This is a genomic window from Streptomyces sp. NPDC093598 (assembly GCF_044764825.1).
Taxonomy (GTDB): domain Bacteria; phylum Actinomycetota; class Actinomycetes; order Streptomycetales; family Streptomycetaceae; genus Streptomyces.
This window is the reverse complement of the sequence record NZ_JBIWIV010000004.1, coordinates 340673-356931: the sequence shown is the minus strand read 5'-3', so window position 1 is coordinate 356931 and position 16259 is coordinate 340673. Positions and strand designations below refer to the sequence as shown.

The window sequence follows — 16259 nt, the reverse complement described above, 5'->3', positions numbered from 1 at the left end:
GGCGGCCCGCGGAGATCAGGGAGCTCTAGGGGTCGACCCTGATGCTCCGGCCTCCCGCACATGTGACCATCAATGGCATGTCGGAAGCCGCAGCAGCGCCACTCGCAGAACCGCGGCCGCCGCGCAAGCTCTACCGCAGCAGTGACGGACGCTGGCTCGGGGGCGTGGCGCGAGGGCTCGCCGGGCACCTCGGGCTGCCCGTGATCTGGGTACGGCTCGTCTTCGTCGGCCTGTTCATGGCCGACGGTCTGGGTGCGCTGCTGTACGCCGCGTTCTGGTTCTTCGTCCCGCTCGGCGTCGGCGGTGTCGAGGCGCAGAAGCCGCCGTCGCCCCTGGCCGCGGAGACCTCGCCCGACGGCCGCCGCAGACGCGTCGCGCGCAGGCCCGACAAGGGCCAGATCGTGGCCCTGCTCCTCATGGTCGTGGTGGCCATGGTCTTCGTGGGCAATGTGAATCTCAGCGGCGGAGCCAGGGCGTACCTGTGGCCGATGGTGCTCGTCGGCGCGGGCGTCGCCCTGGTCTGGCGGCAGGCGGACAACGCGCGCCGGGCCCGCTGGGCCGAGGTCGGCCGCCGCCGGCGCACGGTGACGCTGCTGCGCTCGGTGGGCGGGGTGCTGCTGGTGACGGCGGGCGTCTCCGGCATCTTCGTCCTCCAGGGTTCCGCGGCCCACCTCGGCTCCGTCCTCCAGGCGGCCCTCGCGGTCCTCGTCGGCATCACGCTGCTCGCCGGGCCGTATCTCGTCCGCATGACGCAGGACCTCTCCGAGGAGCGCCTGATGCGCATCCGCGCCCAGGAGCGCGCGGAGGTCGCCGCCCATGTGCACGACTCGGTGCTGCACACGCTCACCCTGATCCAGCGCAACGCGGAGAACGCGAACGAGGTGCGCCGCCTGGCCCGAGCCCAGGAGCGCGACCTGCGCACCTGGCTCTACAAGCCCGAGGGCACCGGCAAGGACGAGGCCGACGAACCCACCACCCTCGCGGACGCCGTCCGGCGCAACGCGGCCGAGGTGGAGGACAAGCACGGCGTGCCCATCGAGGTCGTGGTCGTGGGCGACTGCCCGCTCGACGAAGGAATCGGCGCACAGATGCAGGCCGCGCGGGAAGCAATGGTGAACGCCGCCAAGTACGGTGGCGAGGGCGGCGCCGTACAGGTCTTCGCCGAGGTCGAGGGGAAGACGGTCTTCGTGTCCGTCCGGGACCGCGGCCCCGGCTTCGACCTCGACTCGATACCCGCCGACCGGATGGGTGTCAGAGAATCGATCATCGGCCGCATGGAGCGCCACGGCGGTACGGCGCGGCTGCGCGCGGTGCCGGACGGCGGCACGGAGGTCGAGCTGGAGATGGAGAGGGCGGAGAAGACGTCATGAGCGACCCGACCGAGGCGAACGGTACGGCGGGATCGGCGGAGGCAGCCGGCCCCGCGGAGTCGGGCGGCGGCCCCGGGCGTCACGTGCGCGTGGTCCTCGTGGACGACCACCGCATGTTCCGTACGGGGGTCCAGGCCGAGATCGGGCAGACCGAGCAGACCGGTGTCGAGGTCGTCGGCGAGGCCGCGGACGTCGACCAGGCCGTCACGGTCATCACCGCGACCCGGCCCGAGGTGGTCCTCCTCGACGTGCACCTGCCCGGCGGGGGCGGTGTCGAAGTGCTGCGCCGCTGCGCCCCGTTGATGGGCGACACCGAGCAGCCGGTCCGCTTCCTCGCGCTGTCCGTGTCGGACGCGGCGGAGGACGTGATCGGCGTGATCCGCGGCGGGGCCCGCGGATACGTCACCAAGACGATCACCGGCACCGACCTGGTGGACTCGATCTTCCGTGTCCAGGAGGGCGACGCGGTCTTCTCCCCGCGGCTGGCCGGGTTCGTCCTGGACGCCTTCGCCTCCACGGACGCGCCGCCCGTCGACGAGGACCTGGACCGCCTGACCCAGCGCGAGCGCGAGGTGCTGCGGCTCATCGCGCGCGGCTACGCCTACAAGGAGATCGCCAAGCAGCTGTACATCTCCGTGAAGACGGTCGAGTCGCACGTCTCGGCGGTCCTGCGCAAGCTCCAGCTGTCCAACCGGCACGAGCTGACCCGCTGGGCGACGGCTCGCCGGCTGGTCTGACGCGGCCCTCACACCACCCGCGTCGCCCCCGCGTACGGCATCTCGTCGAGCGGGGCAACGCGTACCGGCGCGGAGGGGTTCGGGGCGTGGATCATGCGGCCGTTGCCCACGTAGATGCCCACATGGCTGATGCCGGCGTAGAAGAAGACCAGGTCGCCGGGGAGGAGTTCGGAGCGGGAGACGCGCCGCCCGGCGGCGATCTGGGAGTACGTGGTGCGGGGCAGGGAGACGCCCGCGGCGCGGTACGCGGCCTGGACCAGGCCCGAGCAGTCGAAGGCGTTCGGGCCGGTGGCGCCCCAGACGTACGGGCTGCCGAGCTTCTGGTAGGCGTAGGAGACGGCGGCGGCGGAGCGGGAGTTGGGCGCCTGGGGCGCGGCGGAGCCGGGGGCCGCCAGGGTGTCCCGCGCGCCCGTCGAGCGTGAGGCGCGGTCCTGCGATGCGCCCAGCCGGGAACGTTCCTGCGGGCCGAGCCGGGACAGCAGCTGCCGGGCGGAGCCCAGCTTGCCGGTGATCGTCTTCTTGTGCCGCTTCAGCTCCGTCTGCCGCGACTTCAGGGAGGTCAGCTCGACGTGAGCGGCCCCGCGCAGCTGCTCGATCTCCCGGAGCTGCCTGCGTACGCCCGCGACGGCGGCGTTCTGCCGGTTTCCGGCCCGCTCGACGAACTCGGCGTTCCTCAGGTACCGGTCGGGATCGTCGGACAGGGCGAGCTGCACCGCGGGGTCGAGGCCGCCGGCGCGGTACTGCGCGGCGGCGACCGACCCCAGGGCGTCCCGGGCCGAGTTGAGCCGCTCCTCCTTGCGCGCCGCCCGGTCCTGGAGGTCCTTCAGCCGCTGCCCGGCCGCGTCGGCCTTCTCCTTCGCGCCGTTGTACTTCTCGGTGGCGACCTCCGCCTCCTCGTACAGCTTGTCCACCTTGGCCTTGACCTGGCCGGGGGTGAGCTGTGGTTCGGCATGTCCGGTCCCGTCGAAGCCCGTCGCCGTCGCCGCGCCCGCGAGGGCGATCGTGGCGGCCTTACGGGCCTTGTTGCCACCCGTCGAGCGCTGTCGGGACTTGCGGTGCGCTGCCACCTGGAGGCCACGTCCTTTCCTCGACCGCCGGTGGGTGCGTGCGGCCGCCGGGGGAGCGGACGGGCGGCCTGCGCGTCCGGCGACGGCCCGCACAGGGGAAGCGGACCGCCGCCGGACTTCTCGGCGGTGGTGTCCGACTGCCGCCCCTGGCCCGGGCGGCGGTGGGGAGCCGGGCACCTGATGGAGGACGCTAAACGTCACCGTGGCGGGCCGGTGGCGGGTGTGCGGAAGTGACGTGAGAGGACCGTCGGTGACCATATGCGACCGTGACGCCGCCGCGGACCCGTCTACTTCACTCAGCGTGATGACCGATGCGTCGAATCATGGGCGAGTGACCCTGATCGGGTGCTAGAGGGCGGATATATGCATCACTGGGGCGGTGTCGGTGCCTCCACAGCCCCTGATTAGGCTCCGGCCTCATGGACGTACTCATCCACCTCTTCGTCGGCCTCCACATCATTGGCATCGCCTCGCTCCTGGGCGGCTTCCTCACCCAGATGAAGGCGATGGGCGAGGGCACCGCCCGCTTCACCCCGGCGATGCTGCACGGCGCGCTGACGATGCTGGTCACCGGTGTGATCCTGGTCGGCCTCAACCAGGCCGACGACCAGTCCGTGAACAACATCAAGATCGGCGTGAAGCTGGCCCTGCTGATCGTGATCCTCGGCCTGGTCTACGTGAAACGGGACGACGAGAAGGTGGACAAGGGCCTCTTCGGCCTGGTCGGACTGCTGACCACGGCGAACATCTTCATCGCCGTGCTCTGGACCTGACCCGGGAGCGCCGGGCGCCGGCCCGGGCCGAGGCGACCGCCCAGGCGGTGCACCCGAGCCAGGCGGCCACCGTCATCCACAGCAGGACCTCGCCGAGGGCGTCGAGCCAGGGGGCGTCGAAGGCGGCGGCGACGGCCAGGGCGGCCACCGCCGTCACGACCGCGGTGAACACGGTCGCCCATCGAGTCACGTCGTAGCCGTGCCGCGGCCAGGCGAGCTCGGCGGTGAGCAGGCCCACGCAGCAGACCAGGGTGAGCACGAGCAGCGCGACCGTCACCCTGCTGAGGACGGCGTGGTCGTCGTCGTTCCACAGGTACAGGCGGTCGCTGTCGGCGGTGATCAGCCGCGCCCCGGCCAGTGCCGAGAGGGCGAGCGCCCCGGCCGCGAGCCAGTGGTCCCCCCGCCCCTCGGTCACCTGCCGCGGCTGGAAGCGCAGCAGCGCGAAGCAGTACAGCACCAGGCCCGGCCAGAACAGCACCATGGCCGCGTGGGCGAGCCAGGCCGCCGACTCGGCCGCGGCGAGCGTGGCGCCGAGTACGGCGAGCCCCTGGGTGGCCGCACAGCGCAGGAACACGGTTCCGCGCCGCTCCGGGTTCGCCACGACGAGCAGCACCGCCCACAGCAGCGTCGCGAGCGCCAGCAGCGCCGCGGCCGACCGTTGCCATCCGGCCGCGGAGAAGCCGGTGCCGATGAGGGCGGTCGCCGCCGTGAAGGTGAGTGCGGCCGGCGTCTGCTCCCGCCACCGCGACCGCGGCAGTCGCAGCACGGCGTACGCGACCGACCCGGCCCAGGCTGCGCAGGCCGGGACGAGGACGATGCGGGAGAGGACCCCGTACCCCGCCGAGTCGAGACCGACCGACAGGGTGCCGGTCGTCAACGCGTACATCGCACCCAAGGTGACAAGCGGGGAGGGACCGGACATAGCGCCGATGCTAGAGAGCGCCGCGCGCGTTGCGAGAGGGGCACGCGCGCGTGCCCCTCAAAAACGTGACGGGACCTCTCAGGCCGGCCGCACCACGCTGTGGATCGCCGACTCGCCGTCGTAGTAGACCGACTCCTCGCGCACGTACGTGCCGGGCTTCGGGGCGTGGATCATCATGCCGTTGCCGATGTAGATCCCGACGTGCGTGACGTCGTCGTAGAAGAACACCAGGTCACCGGGTTGGGCCTGGGAGAGCGGGACCGTGGTGCCGGCGTTCACCTGGGCGTAGGTCGTGCGCGGCAGGGTGACGCCTGCGGCCTTCCAGGCGGCCTGGGTGAGGCCGGAGCAGTCGTAGGAGCCGGGTCCGACGGCGCCCCACACGTACGGCTTGCCGATCTGGGCGCGGGCGAAGGCGAGCGCCTTGTCGGCCTTGGTGGCGTACGAGGAGTCGGCCGGGGCCGTCGAGGAGGACGGGCCGGAACCCGACGACCCCGAGGACGAGCCGCTCTCCTGCCGCTGGGCGGCCTCGTCCTGCGCCTGCTGCCGCGCGGCCTGCTGCCGGGCCAGCTCGTCGGCCTTGCGGGCGGCCTCCTCCCGTTTCTCCTGCTCGATCGCCGCGAGCCGCGCCTTCTCCTCGGCGGTGAGCTTCGACATCAGTTCGCGCGCGTCGGCGAGCTTCCGCTGGACGGTGGCCTTGGCCGTCTTCAGGTCGCCCTGCGACTCGGTGAGCGTCTCGAGGCTCTCGGTGGCCTCCTGACGCTTCTTCATCGTCTCGGACTGCTGCGTGACGTAGTCGTCGACCGCGATCTTCTGACGGCCCGTCATCCGATCCATCAGCTGGGTCTGGTCGAAGTAGTCCTGCGGGGTGTCGGCGAGCAGGAACGTCGCCGTGTCCGGGGCGGCGGCACCGGTGCGGTACTGGGCGGAGGCGAAAGAACCCAGTTCCTCCCGCGCCTCGTTGAGCTTCTGGGTGCGCTGGGCCACGTCGTCGAGGAGGGTGTCGACGCGCTTGCGCTGCTTCGCGGTCTTCTCCTTGGCCGCGTTGTACTTGTCGGTGGCCGACTCGGCCCGGCGGTACAGGTCGTCGACCTTCTTCTCGACTTCCTCCAGGCTGGGCTTGCCGTCGGCCTCGGGGGCGGCGTTGGCCGACTGGGACAGCAGGGCCACGGACGTGAGGGCCGCCGTTGCGAGGGCGGGGGTCCGTATGCCTGCCACGCGCGTACCCGTAGGACGCGACTTGCGGTGCGACGCCAAGGGAGGCGACTCCTTCCACGTTCCGCCTACCGGGTTAGCTGTCGGGTTCGGGCGGGTGGTTCGGAAGGGTTGCCCTACGGCCGTCTCCGCACGGGGAGCCGGGCCGATTCACCCCAGGTTCACGGTTGGGTCCCCGGCTCCGGCTGCCGCTGCGGCATACCGGACTCGGCGGAGGCCGCGCGGCCCGGCGACGTTCGCCGGTGGGGGTCATGCGGCCTGGTCGCACCGTAGCCAACTCGTGTGGTCCCTGTGAAGGTTGATGGGTGATATGCCCGATACATTTTCGTGACCTTACTCATGAGCGTTGCGGAGGGTGAATGATCGAGGGGGCTTGGTCATGAGTCGTCCCCTTTTGATGGGGGCGTAGCACCCCGTGACTGTGCGGTCATGGAGGGCGACAATGCGCCGCCGGTCGGCCGACGGGGCCCGGTCGCGCGGCGATGTTCTCAGGGCGGCGGCGGGCTGTCAGTGGGGCGCCCTAGACTCGGAGAGCGATGAGCAGCCTCTTTGACGACAACTTCCTGGCGAACCTCCAGGCCCAGCGGGGCCCCGCGGACGAGCCCCCGCCGCCGCCCGAGGACGATCACGTACCGGAGCCGATTCCGGACGATCTGTTCGGCGGGAAGTTCGACGTGCCCCCGGACCGGGACGCCTACTACCGGGACGGCGCCCCGCGCCCGGTGGTGGACACCGCCACGCTCCTGAAAGGGCTGAACGACAACCAGCGCGCCGCCGTCGTCCACTCCGGCTCCCCGCTGCTCATCGTGGCCGGCGCCGGCTCCGGCAAGACGCGTGTGCTCACGCACCGCATCGCCCACCTGCTCGCCGAGCGGGACGTGCACCCGGGCCAGATCCTCGCGATCACCTTCACCAACAAGGCCGCCGGCGAGATGAAGGAGCGCGTCGAGCAGCTCGTCGGCCCGCGCGCGAACGCCATGTGGGTCATGACGTTCCACAGCGCGTGCGTGCGCATCCTGAGGCGGGAGAGCAAGAAGCTCGGCTTCACCTCCTCCTTCTCGATCTACGACGCCGCCGACTCCAAGCGCCTGATGGCCCTGGTCTGCCGCGACCTGGACCTCGACCCCAAGCGCTTCCCGCCGAAGTCCTTCAGCGCCAAGATCAGCAACCTGAAGAACGAGCTGATCGACGAGGAGGACTTCGCCGCCCAGGCCACCGACGGTTTCGAGAAGACCCTCGCCCAGGCCTACGCCATGTACCAGTCACGGCTGCGCGAGGCGAACGCCCTCGACTTCGACGACCTGATCATGACGACGGTCAATCTGCTGCGGGCCTTCCCGGACGTCGCCGAGCACTACCGCCGCCGCTTCCGGCACGTTCTGGTCGACGAGTACCAGGACACCAACCACGCCCAGTACGCCCTCGTCCGGGAACTCGTCGGCACCTCCGAGCACCCCGTCGACGTACCACCCGGCCCGGACGACATCCCGCCCGCCGAACTGTGCGTGGTGGGTGACGCCGACCAGTCGATCTACGCCTTCCGCGGCGCGACGATCCGCAACATCCTCCAGTTCGAGGAGGACTACCCGGACGCGACGACGATCCTGCTCGAGCAGAACTACCGCTCCACTCAGACCATCCTCAGCGCGGCCAACGCCGTCATCGAGCGCAACGAGTCCCGCCGCCCCAAGAACCTGTGGACCAACGCGGGCACCGGTGCCCGGATCACCGGGTACGTCGCCGACACCGAGCACGACGAGGCGCAGTTCGTCGCCGACGAGATAGACCGCCTCACGGACGCGGGCGAGGCCAAGGCCGGCGACGTCGCCGTCTTCTACCGCACCAACGCCCAGTCCCGTGTCTTCGAAGAGGTCTTCATCCGCGTCGGCCTGCCCTACAAGGTCGTCGGCGGCGTCCGCTTCTACGAGCGCAAGGAGGTCCGGGACGTCCTGGCCTACCTGCGCGTGCTGGCCAACCCCGAGGACTCGGTGCCGCTGCGCCGGATCCTCAACGTCCCCAAGCGGGGCATCGGCGACCGCGCCGAGGCGATGATCGACGCCCTGTCCCAGCGGGAGAAGATCAGCTTCCCGCAGGCGCTCAAGCGCGTCGACGAGGCGTACGGCATGGCCGCGCGTTCCACCAACGCCGTCAAGCGGTTCAACACGCTGATGGAGGACCTCCGCACCATCGTCGAGTCCGGCGCCGGACCGGCCACGGTGCTGGAGGCCGTCCTGGAACGCACCGGATACCTCGCCGAGCTCCAGGCCTCCACCGACCCGCAGGACGAGACCCGGATCGAGAACCTCCAGGAACTCGCCGCCGTGGCCATGGAGTTCGAGCAGGAGCGCGGCGAAGGGGAGCAGGGCACTCTGTCCGACTTCCTCGAACAGGTCGCGCTGGTCGCCGACTCCGACCAGATCCCCGATGAGGAGGACGGCGACGGCGTCATCACCCTGATGACCCTGCACACCGCCAAGGGCCTGGAGTTCCCGGTCGTCTTCCTGACCGGCATGGAGGACGGCGTCTTCCCGCACATGCGCGCCCTCGGCCAGTCCAAGGAGCTGGAGGAGGAGCGGCGGCTGGCGTACGTCGGCATCACCCGCGCGCGGGAGCGGCTGTATCTGACGCGGTCCACGCTGCGCAGCGCCTGGGGCCAGCCCTCGTACAACCCGCCCTCCCGGTTCCTGGAGGAGATCCCCGCCACCCATGTGGAGTGGAAGCGGACGGGGGCTACCGCGCCCGCGTCCTCCGGGCCGGTCTCGGCGGTGGCGGCCTCGCTGTCCTCGTCCCGCTCCCGCTCGTCGGCGTCGGGCGCCTCCGGTTTCGCCACGCGCCGCACATCGGAGAAGCCGGTCGTGTCGCTGGCGGTCGGGGACCGGGTCACGCACGACCAGTTCGGGCTCGGGACCGTCGTCGCGGTCAAGGGCACGGGCGGCAACGCCGAGGCGACGATCGACTTCGGCGACACCAAGCCGAAGCGGCTGCTGCTGCGGTACGCGCCGGTGGAGAAGCTGTAGTCGCGTGAGGTGAGCCCCCGACGGTCAGGCCGGCGGGGGCTGCCCGGGAGTCACGCCGGGTCGATGCCGTGGCTGCGCAGCCACGGGAGCGGGTCGATCGCCGAGCCGCCGCCCGGGCGCACCTCGAAGTGCAGGTGCGGGCCGGTGGAGTTGCCGGAGTTGCCGGAGCGCGCGATCGGATCGCCGGCCTTCACGGTCGTACCCGAGGGGACCGTGTACGTGGAGAGGTGGCAGTACCACGTCTCCGTACCGTCCTTCGCGGTCAGGATCAGCATGTTGCCGTACGCGCTGTTCCACTGCGTGCGGACGGTGCCGTCGGTCGCGGCCATCACGGTCGTGCCGTACGAGACGGGGAAGTCGATGCCCGTGTGCAGGGACATCCAGTTGATGCCGGACTGGCCGTAGTAGGCGCTGAGTCCGTGCCGCGCGACCGGCAGGGCGAACTTGGGGCGCAGCCGCTCCTTGCGGGCCGCCTCCTCCGCCGCCCGCTTCTTCTCGGCCGCCTGCTGGGCCTTGAGGTCGATGCGCTCCTGTGTACGGCTCGCCCGGTCGGCGAAGTCGTCGGCGCCGGCGGCGAGGCTCTGCAGCTGGGTGTCCAGCTTGTTGTTGGCGGCGGCCGGCTTGACCGGCTGTGCGTCCGCCGCGGTCGTCTGCGCCTCCGCGGCACTGTCGTCGGCGAAGCTGCCGACGGAGGCGGCGGCGATCCCGGCGACACCCATCACGCACGCCGAGGGCACCGCGATGGTCATCAGCGCCGAGCGCCTGGGGGGCGTGCGGCGGCGGGACCGGGACCCGGCGCGCGAGGCCGCCCGCGAGGACGGCGCGGGGGCTGCGTCCTCCTGACCGTCCAGGAGCGGGGCGACGACGGGCAGTTCACCGGTGGCGGACGGCTCCTCGCCGTCCGCGGCGGGGTCGTGGTAGCCGGCCCCGTCGGATTCGTCGTAGGCGACCTGCTCGAACGTCGCGGTCTCGTGCTGGTCAAAGGTTTCGGCAGGGTGTTCGTACGCGTCGGGGGCCGGTACGGCGGTGCCGTCGGAGTTCCACTGCGTGGCGTCGTAGGCACCCGTGTCGAAGGTCTGCGTGCCCCACTCCCACTGCTGGGTGTGGTCGGCGGGGTTGCCGGACTGGTCCGGCTTGAGCCAGGCGCCGGCTTCCCACTGTCCGGTGGCTTCCGGCGACGGGGCCTGTGACGGAATGGCCGGGATCGGCTGCTGCTCGGCGGTCCAGGACGTCGTGTCGTAGACGCCGGTGTCGTAGGCGGCGTGGTGCTGGGCCGCGTACGCGTCGTAGTGCACGTTCTCGTGCGTGCCGGTGGGCCAGTGACCGGTGTCGTAGGTGCCCGTGTCGTGGCCGCTGCCCGGCATGTCGCCGAAGAGGGGGTCCGTGGCGAAGCTCGTGGTGGCGTGCCCGGAGGCGTCGAAACCGGCGCCGTGGGTACCGGTGGGGTGAGTACCGGTGGTGTCAAAACCGGTGGCGGCGTAGTCGCCGTACGTGGTGAGGTCGCCGTACTGGGCTTCCTGGGTGCCGTACGACGCGTAGTGCGCCGAGGCGGCGTCGGAAGCCGGAGCCGGGGTCATGGTCCCCGACGGGTGACGGTCGTTCACCAACTTCTCTTTCGCCTCGACAACAGGGGCTGCCAGAGCAGTGCGGCGACTGTACCCGGCGGTACGCGGGCACGACAATCTTCGGCAGGTTTCGCGTGCGCAGGAAACGGGCATTCGGCCGTGTTTTGGCGGACTGCGGGCACGGGTTTGGCCCTGTGTTCGATGTTTGTTCGATGTTGATCGGTACTTCGGCGCTGTGTGCCCGCTGTATGACGAGTCTCAGGCCACCGTCAGGCCGCCCGTGTGTTCGGCGGACGGTTCACCCGGGTGGGCCGTGTCGAGCACCTGCCGTATGCCGCTGGCGACGGCGGGGTGCACGGGCAGGGCGAGATGGCCGATGCCGGTCACGCGCACGTTCTGCGCCGTCAGATCGGGATGGTCGATGCAGGCCGTCTCCACCGGGTCCATCACATGGTCCAAGTCGCTCCAGAAGCTGACGAAGTGCGTACGGCAGCCAGGGGCGGGCAAAGCGAGCTCGTCGAGCACCGGTGAGCCGGGGCGCATCTGGCGCACGATGGGGTGCGCGTTCGCCACGGGCATCACGCGGGTTCCCGAGTGCGGCGTGCCGAGCGTGACAAGAGTCCGTACGCGCGTGTCGCCGCCGAGCCGCTGCACGTAGTAACGCGCTATCAGGCCGCCGAGGCTGTGCCCCACGACGTCGACCTGACGGGACCCGGTGCGCTCGCAGATCTCCTCGATGTGCCGGCCGAACAGCTCGGCCGCGGCGCGTATGTCGCAGGTCAGTGGCGAGTAGTTGAGGGACTCGATCTGCTGCCTGCCGTGCTGGGCCAGACTGCGGCGCAGCAGGACGAAGACCGAGCGGTTGTCGATGAAGCCGTGCAGCAGGACGACCGGCGGCTTGGCCTCCGTGGGGAGTTGGGCGGCGCCGTCCGTGGGGAGTGCCGGAACGGGGGCGCGTCGTTCCTGGGTGATGCCGGACGGGTAGAGGAGGAGGTGCCCGGCCAGGATCGCGATCTCCAGGGCGGTGGCCTTCAGGAGAGCCAGGGAGAGCCCCGGAAGCCTGCCCGGCAGCAGGCGCTCGCAGAGCGGAAGAAAGGGCAGAGCAGCCCTGGTGACCTTCATGGCCGACCTCCTGTCGGCACGCGGGAGGACGGCTTCGCCCCCCGTGTGCCCTCGTGGAAAGCAGCTGCGGAGGCGGCCGGTGATGACCGCAAGAGCGGCGTGAGCCGCGTGAGCCGCGGGGGCAGAGCACGGCGTGTGGCGTGTGTGACGCCAAAGGTACGACGGAGGTCCCCGATCGGTGGGGTGACGAGGCTCCCCGCTGGTGCGCCGTGTCTGCCCTGCGTGCTGTGCGTGCGGTGCTTGCCCTGCGTGCCTTCGCCGACGTGCCCGACCGCCGCTGTGTGTGGTGGACGGCGCGGCGGTACGGCAACCTCGATGCGGCTCCCCTTGCGCTTGTCCCATCGTGTGATTTCCCCCTCGGTATCCACCGCGAAACTGCCGGTTGCGGGATCCTGGAGATAACGTTCGTTCACTTGCCCGGACGGTTCGGGGCGGGGTGTCCGTGCGGTGCGGCGTGTACGGCTTGCCCGATGTGTGCGGTACTTGTCGATACGGATGGATGTAGTCGCTTCATGGAGGCAGTGATGGGTGTGGCAGCCGGTCCGATCCGCGTGGTGGTGGCCAAGCCGGGGCTCGACGGCCACGATCGCGGGGCCAAGGTGATCGCGCGGGCCCTGCGCGACGCCGGCATGGAGGTCATCTACACCGGGCTCCACCAGACTCCCGAGCAGATCGTCGACACGGCGCTCCAGGAGGACGCCGACGCGATCGGGCTGTCCATCCTCTCCGGAGCGCACAACACGCTCTTCGCGGCGGTGATCGACCTGCTCAAGGAGCGGGAGGCGGAGGACATTCTGGTCTTCGGCGGCGGGATCATCCCCGAGGCGGACATCCCGCTGCTGAAGGAGAAGGGCGTCGCGGAGATCTTCACGCCGGGCGCGACGACGGCGTCGATCGTGGACTGGGTCCGGACGAACGCACGCCAGCCCGCCGGGGCGTAGGCCTCCGGCGTCCCGGCCCGGGCCGTCTGCTCCGGCCGGGGCCGGTACGCCCTCGGTCCGGTGGAGGCCGCTCGGCGGGACGGCTGCGTCCGGCGGTCGTCCCGGCCGTCCCGGTCGCCGGCACGCTCGGCGGCGGCCGGTTGCCGGAGGGCGCCCGTCGCCGGATGTGCGGGCGGGGTTCAGGCCGCTCCCAGTTCCTCGGCCATCGCCGCGCGCAGACGCAGGGTCGTGACCAGGCGCTGGAAGGCCTCCGCCCAGTAGCCGCCGGCTCCCGGGGACGCGTTCTCCGGTTCGTCCGGCACGGCCAGCAGGGCGTCGAGCCGGGCGGCCTCGGACGGGTCGAGGCAGCGCTCGGCCAGGCCCATGACCCCGCTGAAACTCCATGGATAACTCCCCGCGTCCCGAGCGATGTTGAGAGCGTCCACCACGGCCCCGCCGAGCGGCGCGGCCCAGGGCACCGCGCACACCCCGAGCAGCTGGAAGGCCTCGGACAGGCCGTGCGCGGCTATGAAGCCCGCCACCCACTCGGCCCGTTCCGCGGCGCCCAGCGTGCCGAGGAGCTTGGCGCGTTCGGCCAGGGACACCGCCCCCGGACCGCCCGCCTCCGGCGCCGACGGCTCGCCGAGCAGCGCGCGTGCCCACTCGGCGTCCTCCTGACGCACCGCCGCCCGGCACCACGCCGCGTGCAGCTCGCTCTGCCAGCCGTCCGCCACCGGCAGCGCCACGATCTCCCGGGGCGACCGCCCGCCGAGCCGCCGTGACCAGGTCCCGAGCGGTGCCGCCTCCACCAACTGACCGAGCCACCAGGACCGTTCGCCCCGTCCCGCGGGGGCCTTCGCCACGACGCCGTCGCGCTCCATGCCCGGATCGCACTCGTGCGGCGCCTCGACGGCGATCGTCGGGGTGATCCGCGTGGTTCCCCCGGTTCCCTCGTCCTCGATGCCGGCCCCTGGGGGCCGCGCGGTCCGCAGGTGGTCGATGGCGACGCACGCCTCCGCCCTGACCGCCATCCGCGCGGCGAGCGCCGAACCGGGCAGGGCCGACAGCAGTTCCGCCGCCGTCGCCCGGACGTTGCGGCTGCGGTCGGCCAGGGCCTGCTCCAGGAACGGCTCGTCGTCCGGCCCCAGGCCCGCGCGCAGGGAGTCGAGGAACATCAGCCGGTCCTCGGCCCGTTCCGTCTCCCACGTCGCCCCGAGCAGGTCCCGTGCGGCGGCCGGTTCACGGGAGCGCAGCGCGGACAGCAGGGCGACCCGTTCGGCGAACAGGCCCTCCTGCCACAGCTGCTGGATGCTGTCGTGGTCCTGGAGGTGCGGCAGGGCCGCTCCGCCACCCGGGGTCGCGCGCAGGGCGAACCGCCAGTCCGGGTTCAGCCGCGCCAGCCAAAGGGCCCGCGGCCCCGCGAACTCCAGCGCCGCCGGACGCAGGTCGGTACGCCCCCGGGCCGCGTCCAGCAACGCCGGAAGCACCTGCGGAGGCGGTGCGAAACCGCGGGCGTTCGCCGCCGCGAGCCACTGGGGCAGCAGCTCCATCAGGTCCGGCGCGGTGCCCCGGCGACCGCCGCCGGACGGGCCGGGGCGGTCGGCCAGCAGCATCGCGAGCCTGCGGGCGGCCGCCGGCGGCAGGGCCGGACGTGTGTCCGCCGGAGCCGGCTGCGGCCGCTCGGCCGCCCGCGCCGGGCGCAGACCGGCCCGCCGCCGCACGGTCTGCACGGCCGCCGCGTCCAGCAGGGCCATCGGTGCGTCCGGGCCGGGCGCCGTGCCCGGCGGGGTGCGCCGGTCGGTGCCCAGCAGCGCGGTGGTGACGAGCCCCTCCCAGGCGTCCGCGCCGGGCGCGTCCACAGGAGCGGAGGTCCTGGTCATGAGCTTCCTTTCCGCGGGGCGCCCGGTAGTTGAAGGCTCGCCCTTACCGGTTGTCCCGTGATGCCTGAAAGATTCGTGGATCCGTGGGATACGTGAGCCGGGCCGAACGACCGGGGGCGGGACGGGCGTCGGTGCCGGTGTCCGTGCCTGTGCCCGTGCCCGTGCCCGTGCCGTCGGCTCAGCACAGCGCGACTGCCTCGCCCGGGCCTTCGGGCCAGGCCGTCAGCGGGGTGAAGCCCTGGTGGCCGCATTCGCCGAACACCCTGACCGGGGCGCCGCCCGACAGGGCGACCAGCCGCCACAGGCCCGGCCGGGAACGCGCGGCGGGAGTGAGCGGCAAGGCCGCGTCCTCGTCGGCGTCCGCCAGCTGCCAGGAGTCGCCGTCAGGGGTCGGAACGACCCGGTCCAGCGTCACCGGGACGGACTCCAGCCACGGGTCCTCGCGCAGGGCGTCGCCGTAACGGGCCGCCGCCCGGGACGTCGTCATCCCCGGCGGACGTATCGCCGTAGGTGCGGGCGGGGCGAACTGCTCGCCCAGGGCCACCCTCAGTTGCGCGGCGCCCGGGTACGCGGACACCTCCGCCTCCAGGGCCAGCCCCACCGGCATCGCCGGCTCCGGGGCGCGGCCTGCGGCTCCGTAGGAGAGGAGCAGCACGGTGCGGTGCGAGTCGGCGCCGTGCAACCAGATCCGGCGGGTCGTCAGGCGCGCATCCGTCGTGTCGTACTGGGCGAGGACCAGCCAGCGGTCCCGCAGCGGCGGGCCGTCCGCGGAGGCCGGGAGGCCGATGCGGGAGCGGACCGTGGCGGCGAGGCCGTCCGGGAGCCGCTCGCGGCGCAGCCAGCCCTGGCCCAGGAGATGCAGCAGCGCGCACTCCTCCAGCAGCCGCACCGGCCAGCCAGGACCCGTGGACGGGATCGCGCCCAACTCCCGCACTCTGCCTGCCAGGCCCTGGGCCTGGGCGTCGACCATGCGGGCCGCCGTCTCCTCCCAGAGGCCGTACCCCGCCTGGTCCGCCGTCGCCAGGCCGCCGCGCAGCAGATCCGTCAGTCGCTGCTCCAGCTCCACCGCGCCCGCCGTGACCCGCTCGGCCCGGCGCTCCGCCCGGCGCCGCGCCGCCTCAGGATCAGCGGACCCGGACGGCGCACCGGAGCCGCCTTGGGCCTTCTTCTCCTCCGCGCGCCTGCGCCGTCCCGCCATCCACTGCCCGGCCCACTCCGGCGCCTGCCCCGGCGGCACCGCCGCGTCGCCGCCGGCCCAGAGCAGCAGCAGACCGAGGGCGTGCTTGCACGGGAACTTGCGGCTCGGACAACTGCACTTGTACGCGGGCCCGGCGGCGTCCGCGATGTCCACGACCGTCTGATACGGCTTGCTTCCGCTGCCCTTGCACAGCCCCCACACCGCCCCCTCGTCGGAACTCCCCGCCTCGGACCACGGCCCCGCCGCGCCGAGTTTGCTTCCCGCTTTGCGTGATGCGGCGTCAGGTGCGAGTGCCAGCACCTGGTCCGCCGTCCAGCGCACCCCCTGCTGAGTCATGCCACCGAAGGTAGATCCCACCACTGACAATCGGGTCCGCGAGCGGCTCCGGCGGGATGTTTCCGCAGGTCGGGGCGCATTGTCAGTGGTGTGGTGCAACGTTGGTGCCAGATCCGAACCGGCCGAGCTGGAGGGGGACT

General features: G+C 72.0%; 12 protein-coding genes and 1 riboswitch. Of the genes, 5 read left to right on the top strand and 7 right to left on the bottom strand.

The features are described 5' to 3' along the window. The first annotated feature begins 77 nt into the window (after nucleotides 1–77). A complete protein-coding gene (locus tag ACIRDU_RS16850) occupies nucleotides 78–1370 on the top strand; it encodes a PspC domain-containing protein (RefSeq protein WP_403579832.1) in 1293 nt (430 codons plus the stop codon). After that, nucleotides 1367–2107, top strand: a complete 741-nt coding sequence (locus ACIRDU_RS16845; RefSeq protein ID WP_403579829.1) for a LuxR C-terminal-related transcriptional regulator — start codon at nucleotides 1367–1369, stop codon at nucleotides 2105–2107. The genes ACIRDU_RS16850 and ACIRDU_RS16845 overlap by 4 nt, the downstream gene beginning before the upstream one ends. Before the next feature lie 8 nt (nucleotides 2108–2115). Here the strand turns inward: ACIRDU_RS16845 and ACIRDU_RS16840 are convergent, their stop codons facing one another. Continuing rightward, entirely contained in the window at nucleotides 2116–3174 is a 1059-nt protein-coding gene (locus ACIRDU_RS16840; protein ID WP_403579826.1) for an NlpC/P60 family protein, read from the bottom strand. A gap of 419 nt (nucleotides 3175–3593) precedes the next feature. Here ACIRDU_RS16840 and ACIRDU_RS16835 point away from each other — a divergent pair, with 419 nt between their 5' ends. Continuing rightward, complete coding sequence (locus tag ACIRDU_RS16835; RefSeq protein WP_142160453.1) at nucleotides 3594–3947, top strand: hypothetical protein; 354 nt, start codon at nucleotides 3594–3596, stop codon at nucleotides 3945–3947. Here ACIRDU_RS16835 and ACIRDU_RS16830 read toward each other — a convergent pair. Together ACIRDU_RS16830 and ACIRDU_RS16825 are read right to left on the bottom strand one after the other, a co-directional pair. Then, nucleotides 3925–4869, bottom strand: coding sequence for a hypothetical protein (locus ACIRDU_RS16830; RefSeq protein ID WP_403579823.1), 945 nt, complete (start codon nucleotides 4867–4869; stop codon nucleotides 3925–3927). The genes ACIRDU_RS16835 and ACIRDU_RS16830 overlap by 23 nt on opposite strands. Before the next feature lie 78 nt (nucleotides 4870–4947). Next, entirely contained in the window at nucleotides 4948–6123 is a 1176-nt protein-coding gene (locus ACIRDU_RS16825; RefSeq protein ID WP_403579820.1) for an NlpC/P60 family protein, read from the bottom strand. A gap of 7 nt (nucleotides 6124–6130) precedes the next feature. Then, nucleotides 6131–6304, bottom strand: a riboswitch (cyclic di-AMP (ydaO/yuaA leader). 313 nt (nucleotides 6305–6617) lie between these two features. On the opposite strand from ACIRDU_RS16825, the gene pcrA reads away from it, so the two are divergent. After that, nucleotides 6618–9098 (top strand): DNA helicase PcrA, encoded by a 2481-nt coding sequence (pcrA, locus tag ACIRDU_RS16820; RefSeq protein WP_403579817.1) that lies wholly within the window; start codon nucleotides 6618–6620, stop codon nucleotides 9096–9098. Between the two features lie 50 nt (nucleotides 9099–9148). On the opposite strand, the gene ACIRDU_RS16815 is transcribed toward pcrA, so the two are convergent. Continuing rightward, complete coding sequence (locus tag ACIRDU_RS16815) at nucleotides 9149–10702, bottom strand: M23 family metallopeptidase (RefSeq protein ID WP_403579814.1); 1554 nt, start codon at nucleotides 10700–10702, stop codon at nucleotides 9149–9151. 219 nt (nucleotides 10703–10921) lie between these two features. Beyond that, the gene (locus tag ACIRDU_RS16810) at nucleotides 10922–11785 is read right to left on the bottom strand and encodes an esterase/lipase family protein (protein WP_403579812.1); all 864 of its coding nucleotides are present in this window, start codon (nucleotides 11783–11785) and stop codon (nucleotides 10922–10924) included. A gap of 524 nt (nucleotides 11786–12309) precedes the next feature. On the opposite strand from ACIRDU_RS16810, the gene ACIRDU_RS16805 reads away from it, so the two are divergent. After that, complete coding sequence (locus tag ACIRDU_RS16805) at nucleotides 12310–12726, top strand: cobalamin B12-binding domain-containing protein (RefSeq protein WP_403579809.1); 417 nt, start codon at nucleotides 12310–12312, stop codon at nucleotides 12724–12726. Between the two features lie 179 nt (nucleotides 12727–12905). Here ACIRDU_RS16805 and ACIRDU_RS16800 read toward each other — a convergent pair whose 3' ends face one another. Together ACIRDU_RS16800 and ACIRDU_RS16795 are read right to left on the bottom strand one after the other, a co-directional pair. Further along, nucleotides 12906–14585 (bottom strand): DUF5691 domain-containing protein, encoded by a 1680-nt coding sequence (locus tag ACIRDU_RS16800; RefSeq protein WP_403579807.1) that lies wholly within the window; start codon nucleotides 14583–14585, stop codon nucleotides 12906–12908. A 178-nt stretch (nucleotides 14586–14763) separates the two neighbouring features. Continuing rightward, entirely contained in the window at nucleotides 14764–16119 is a 1356-nt protein-coding gene (locus ACIRDU_RS16795) for an SWIM zinc finger family protein (RefSeq protein ID WP_403579804.1), read from the bottom strand. Between the last annotated feature and the right edge of the window lie 140 nt (nucleotides 16120–16259).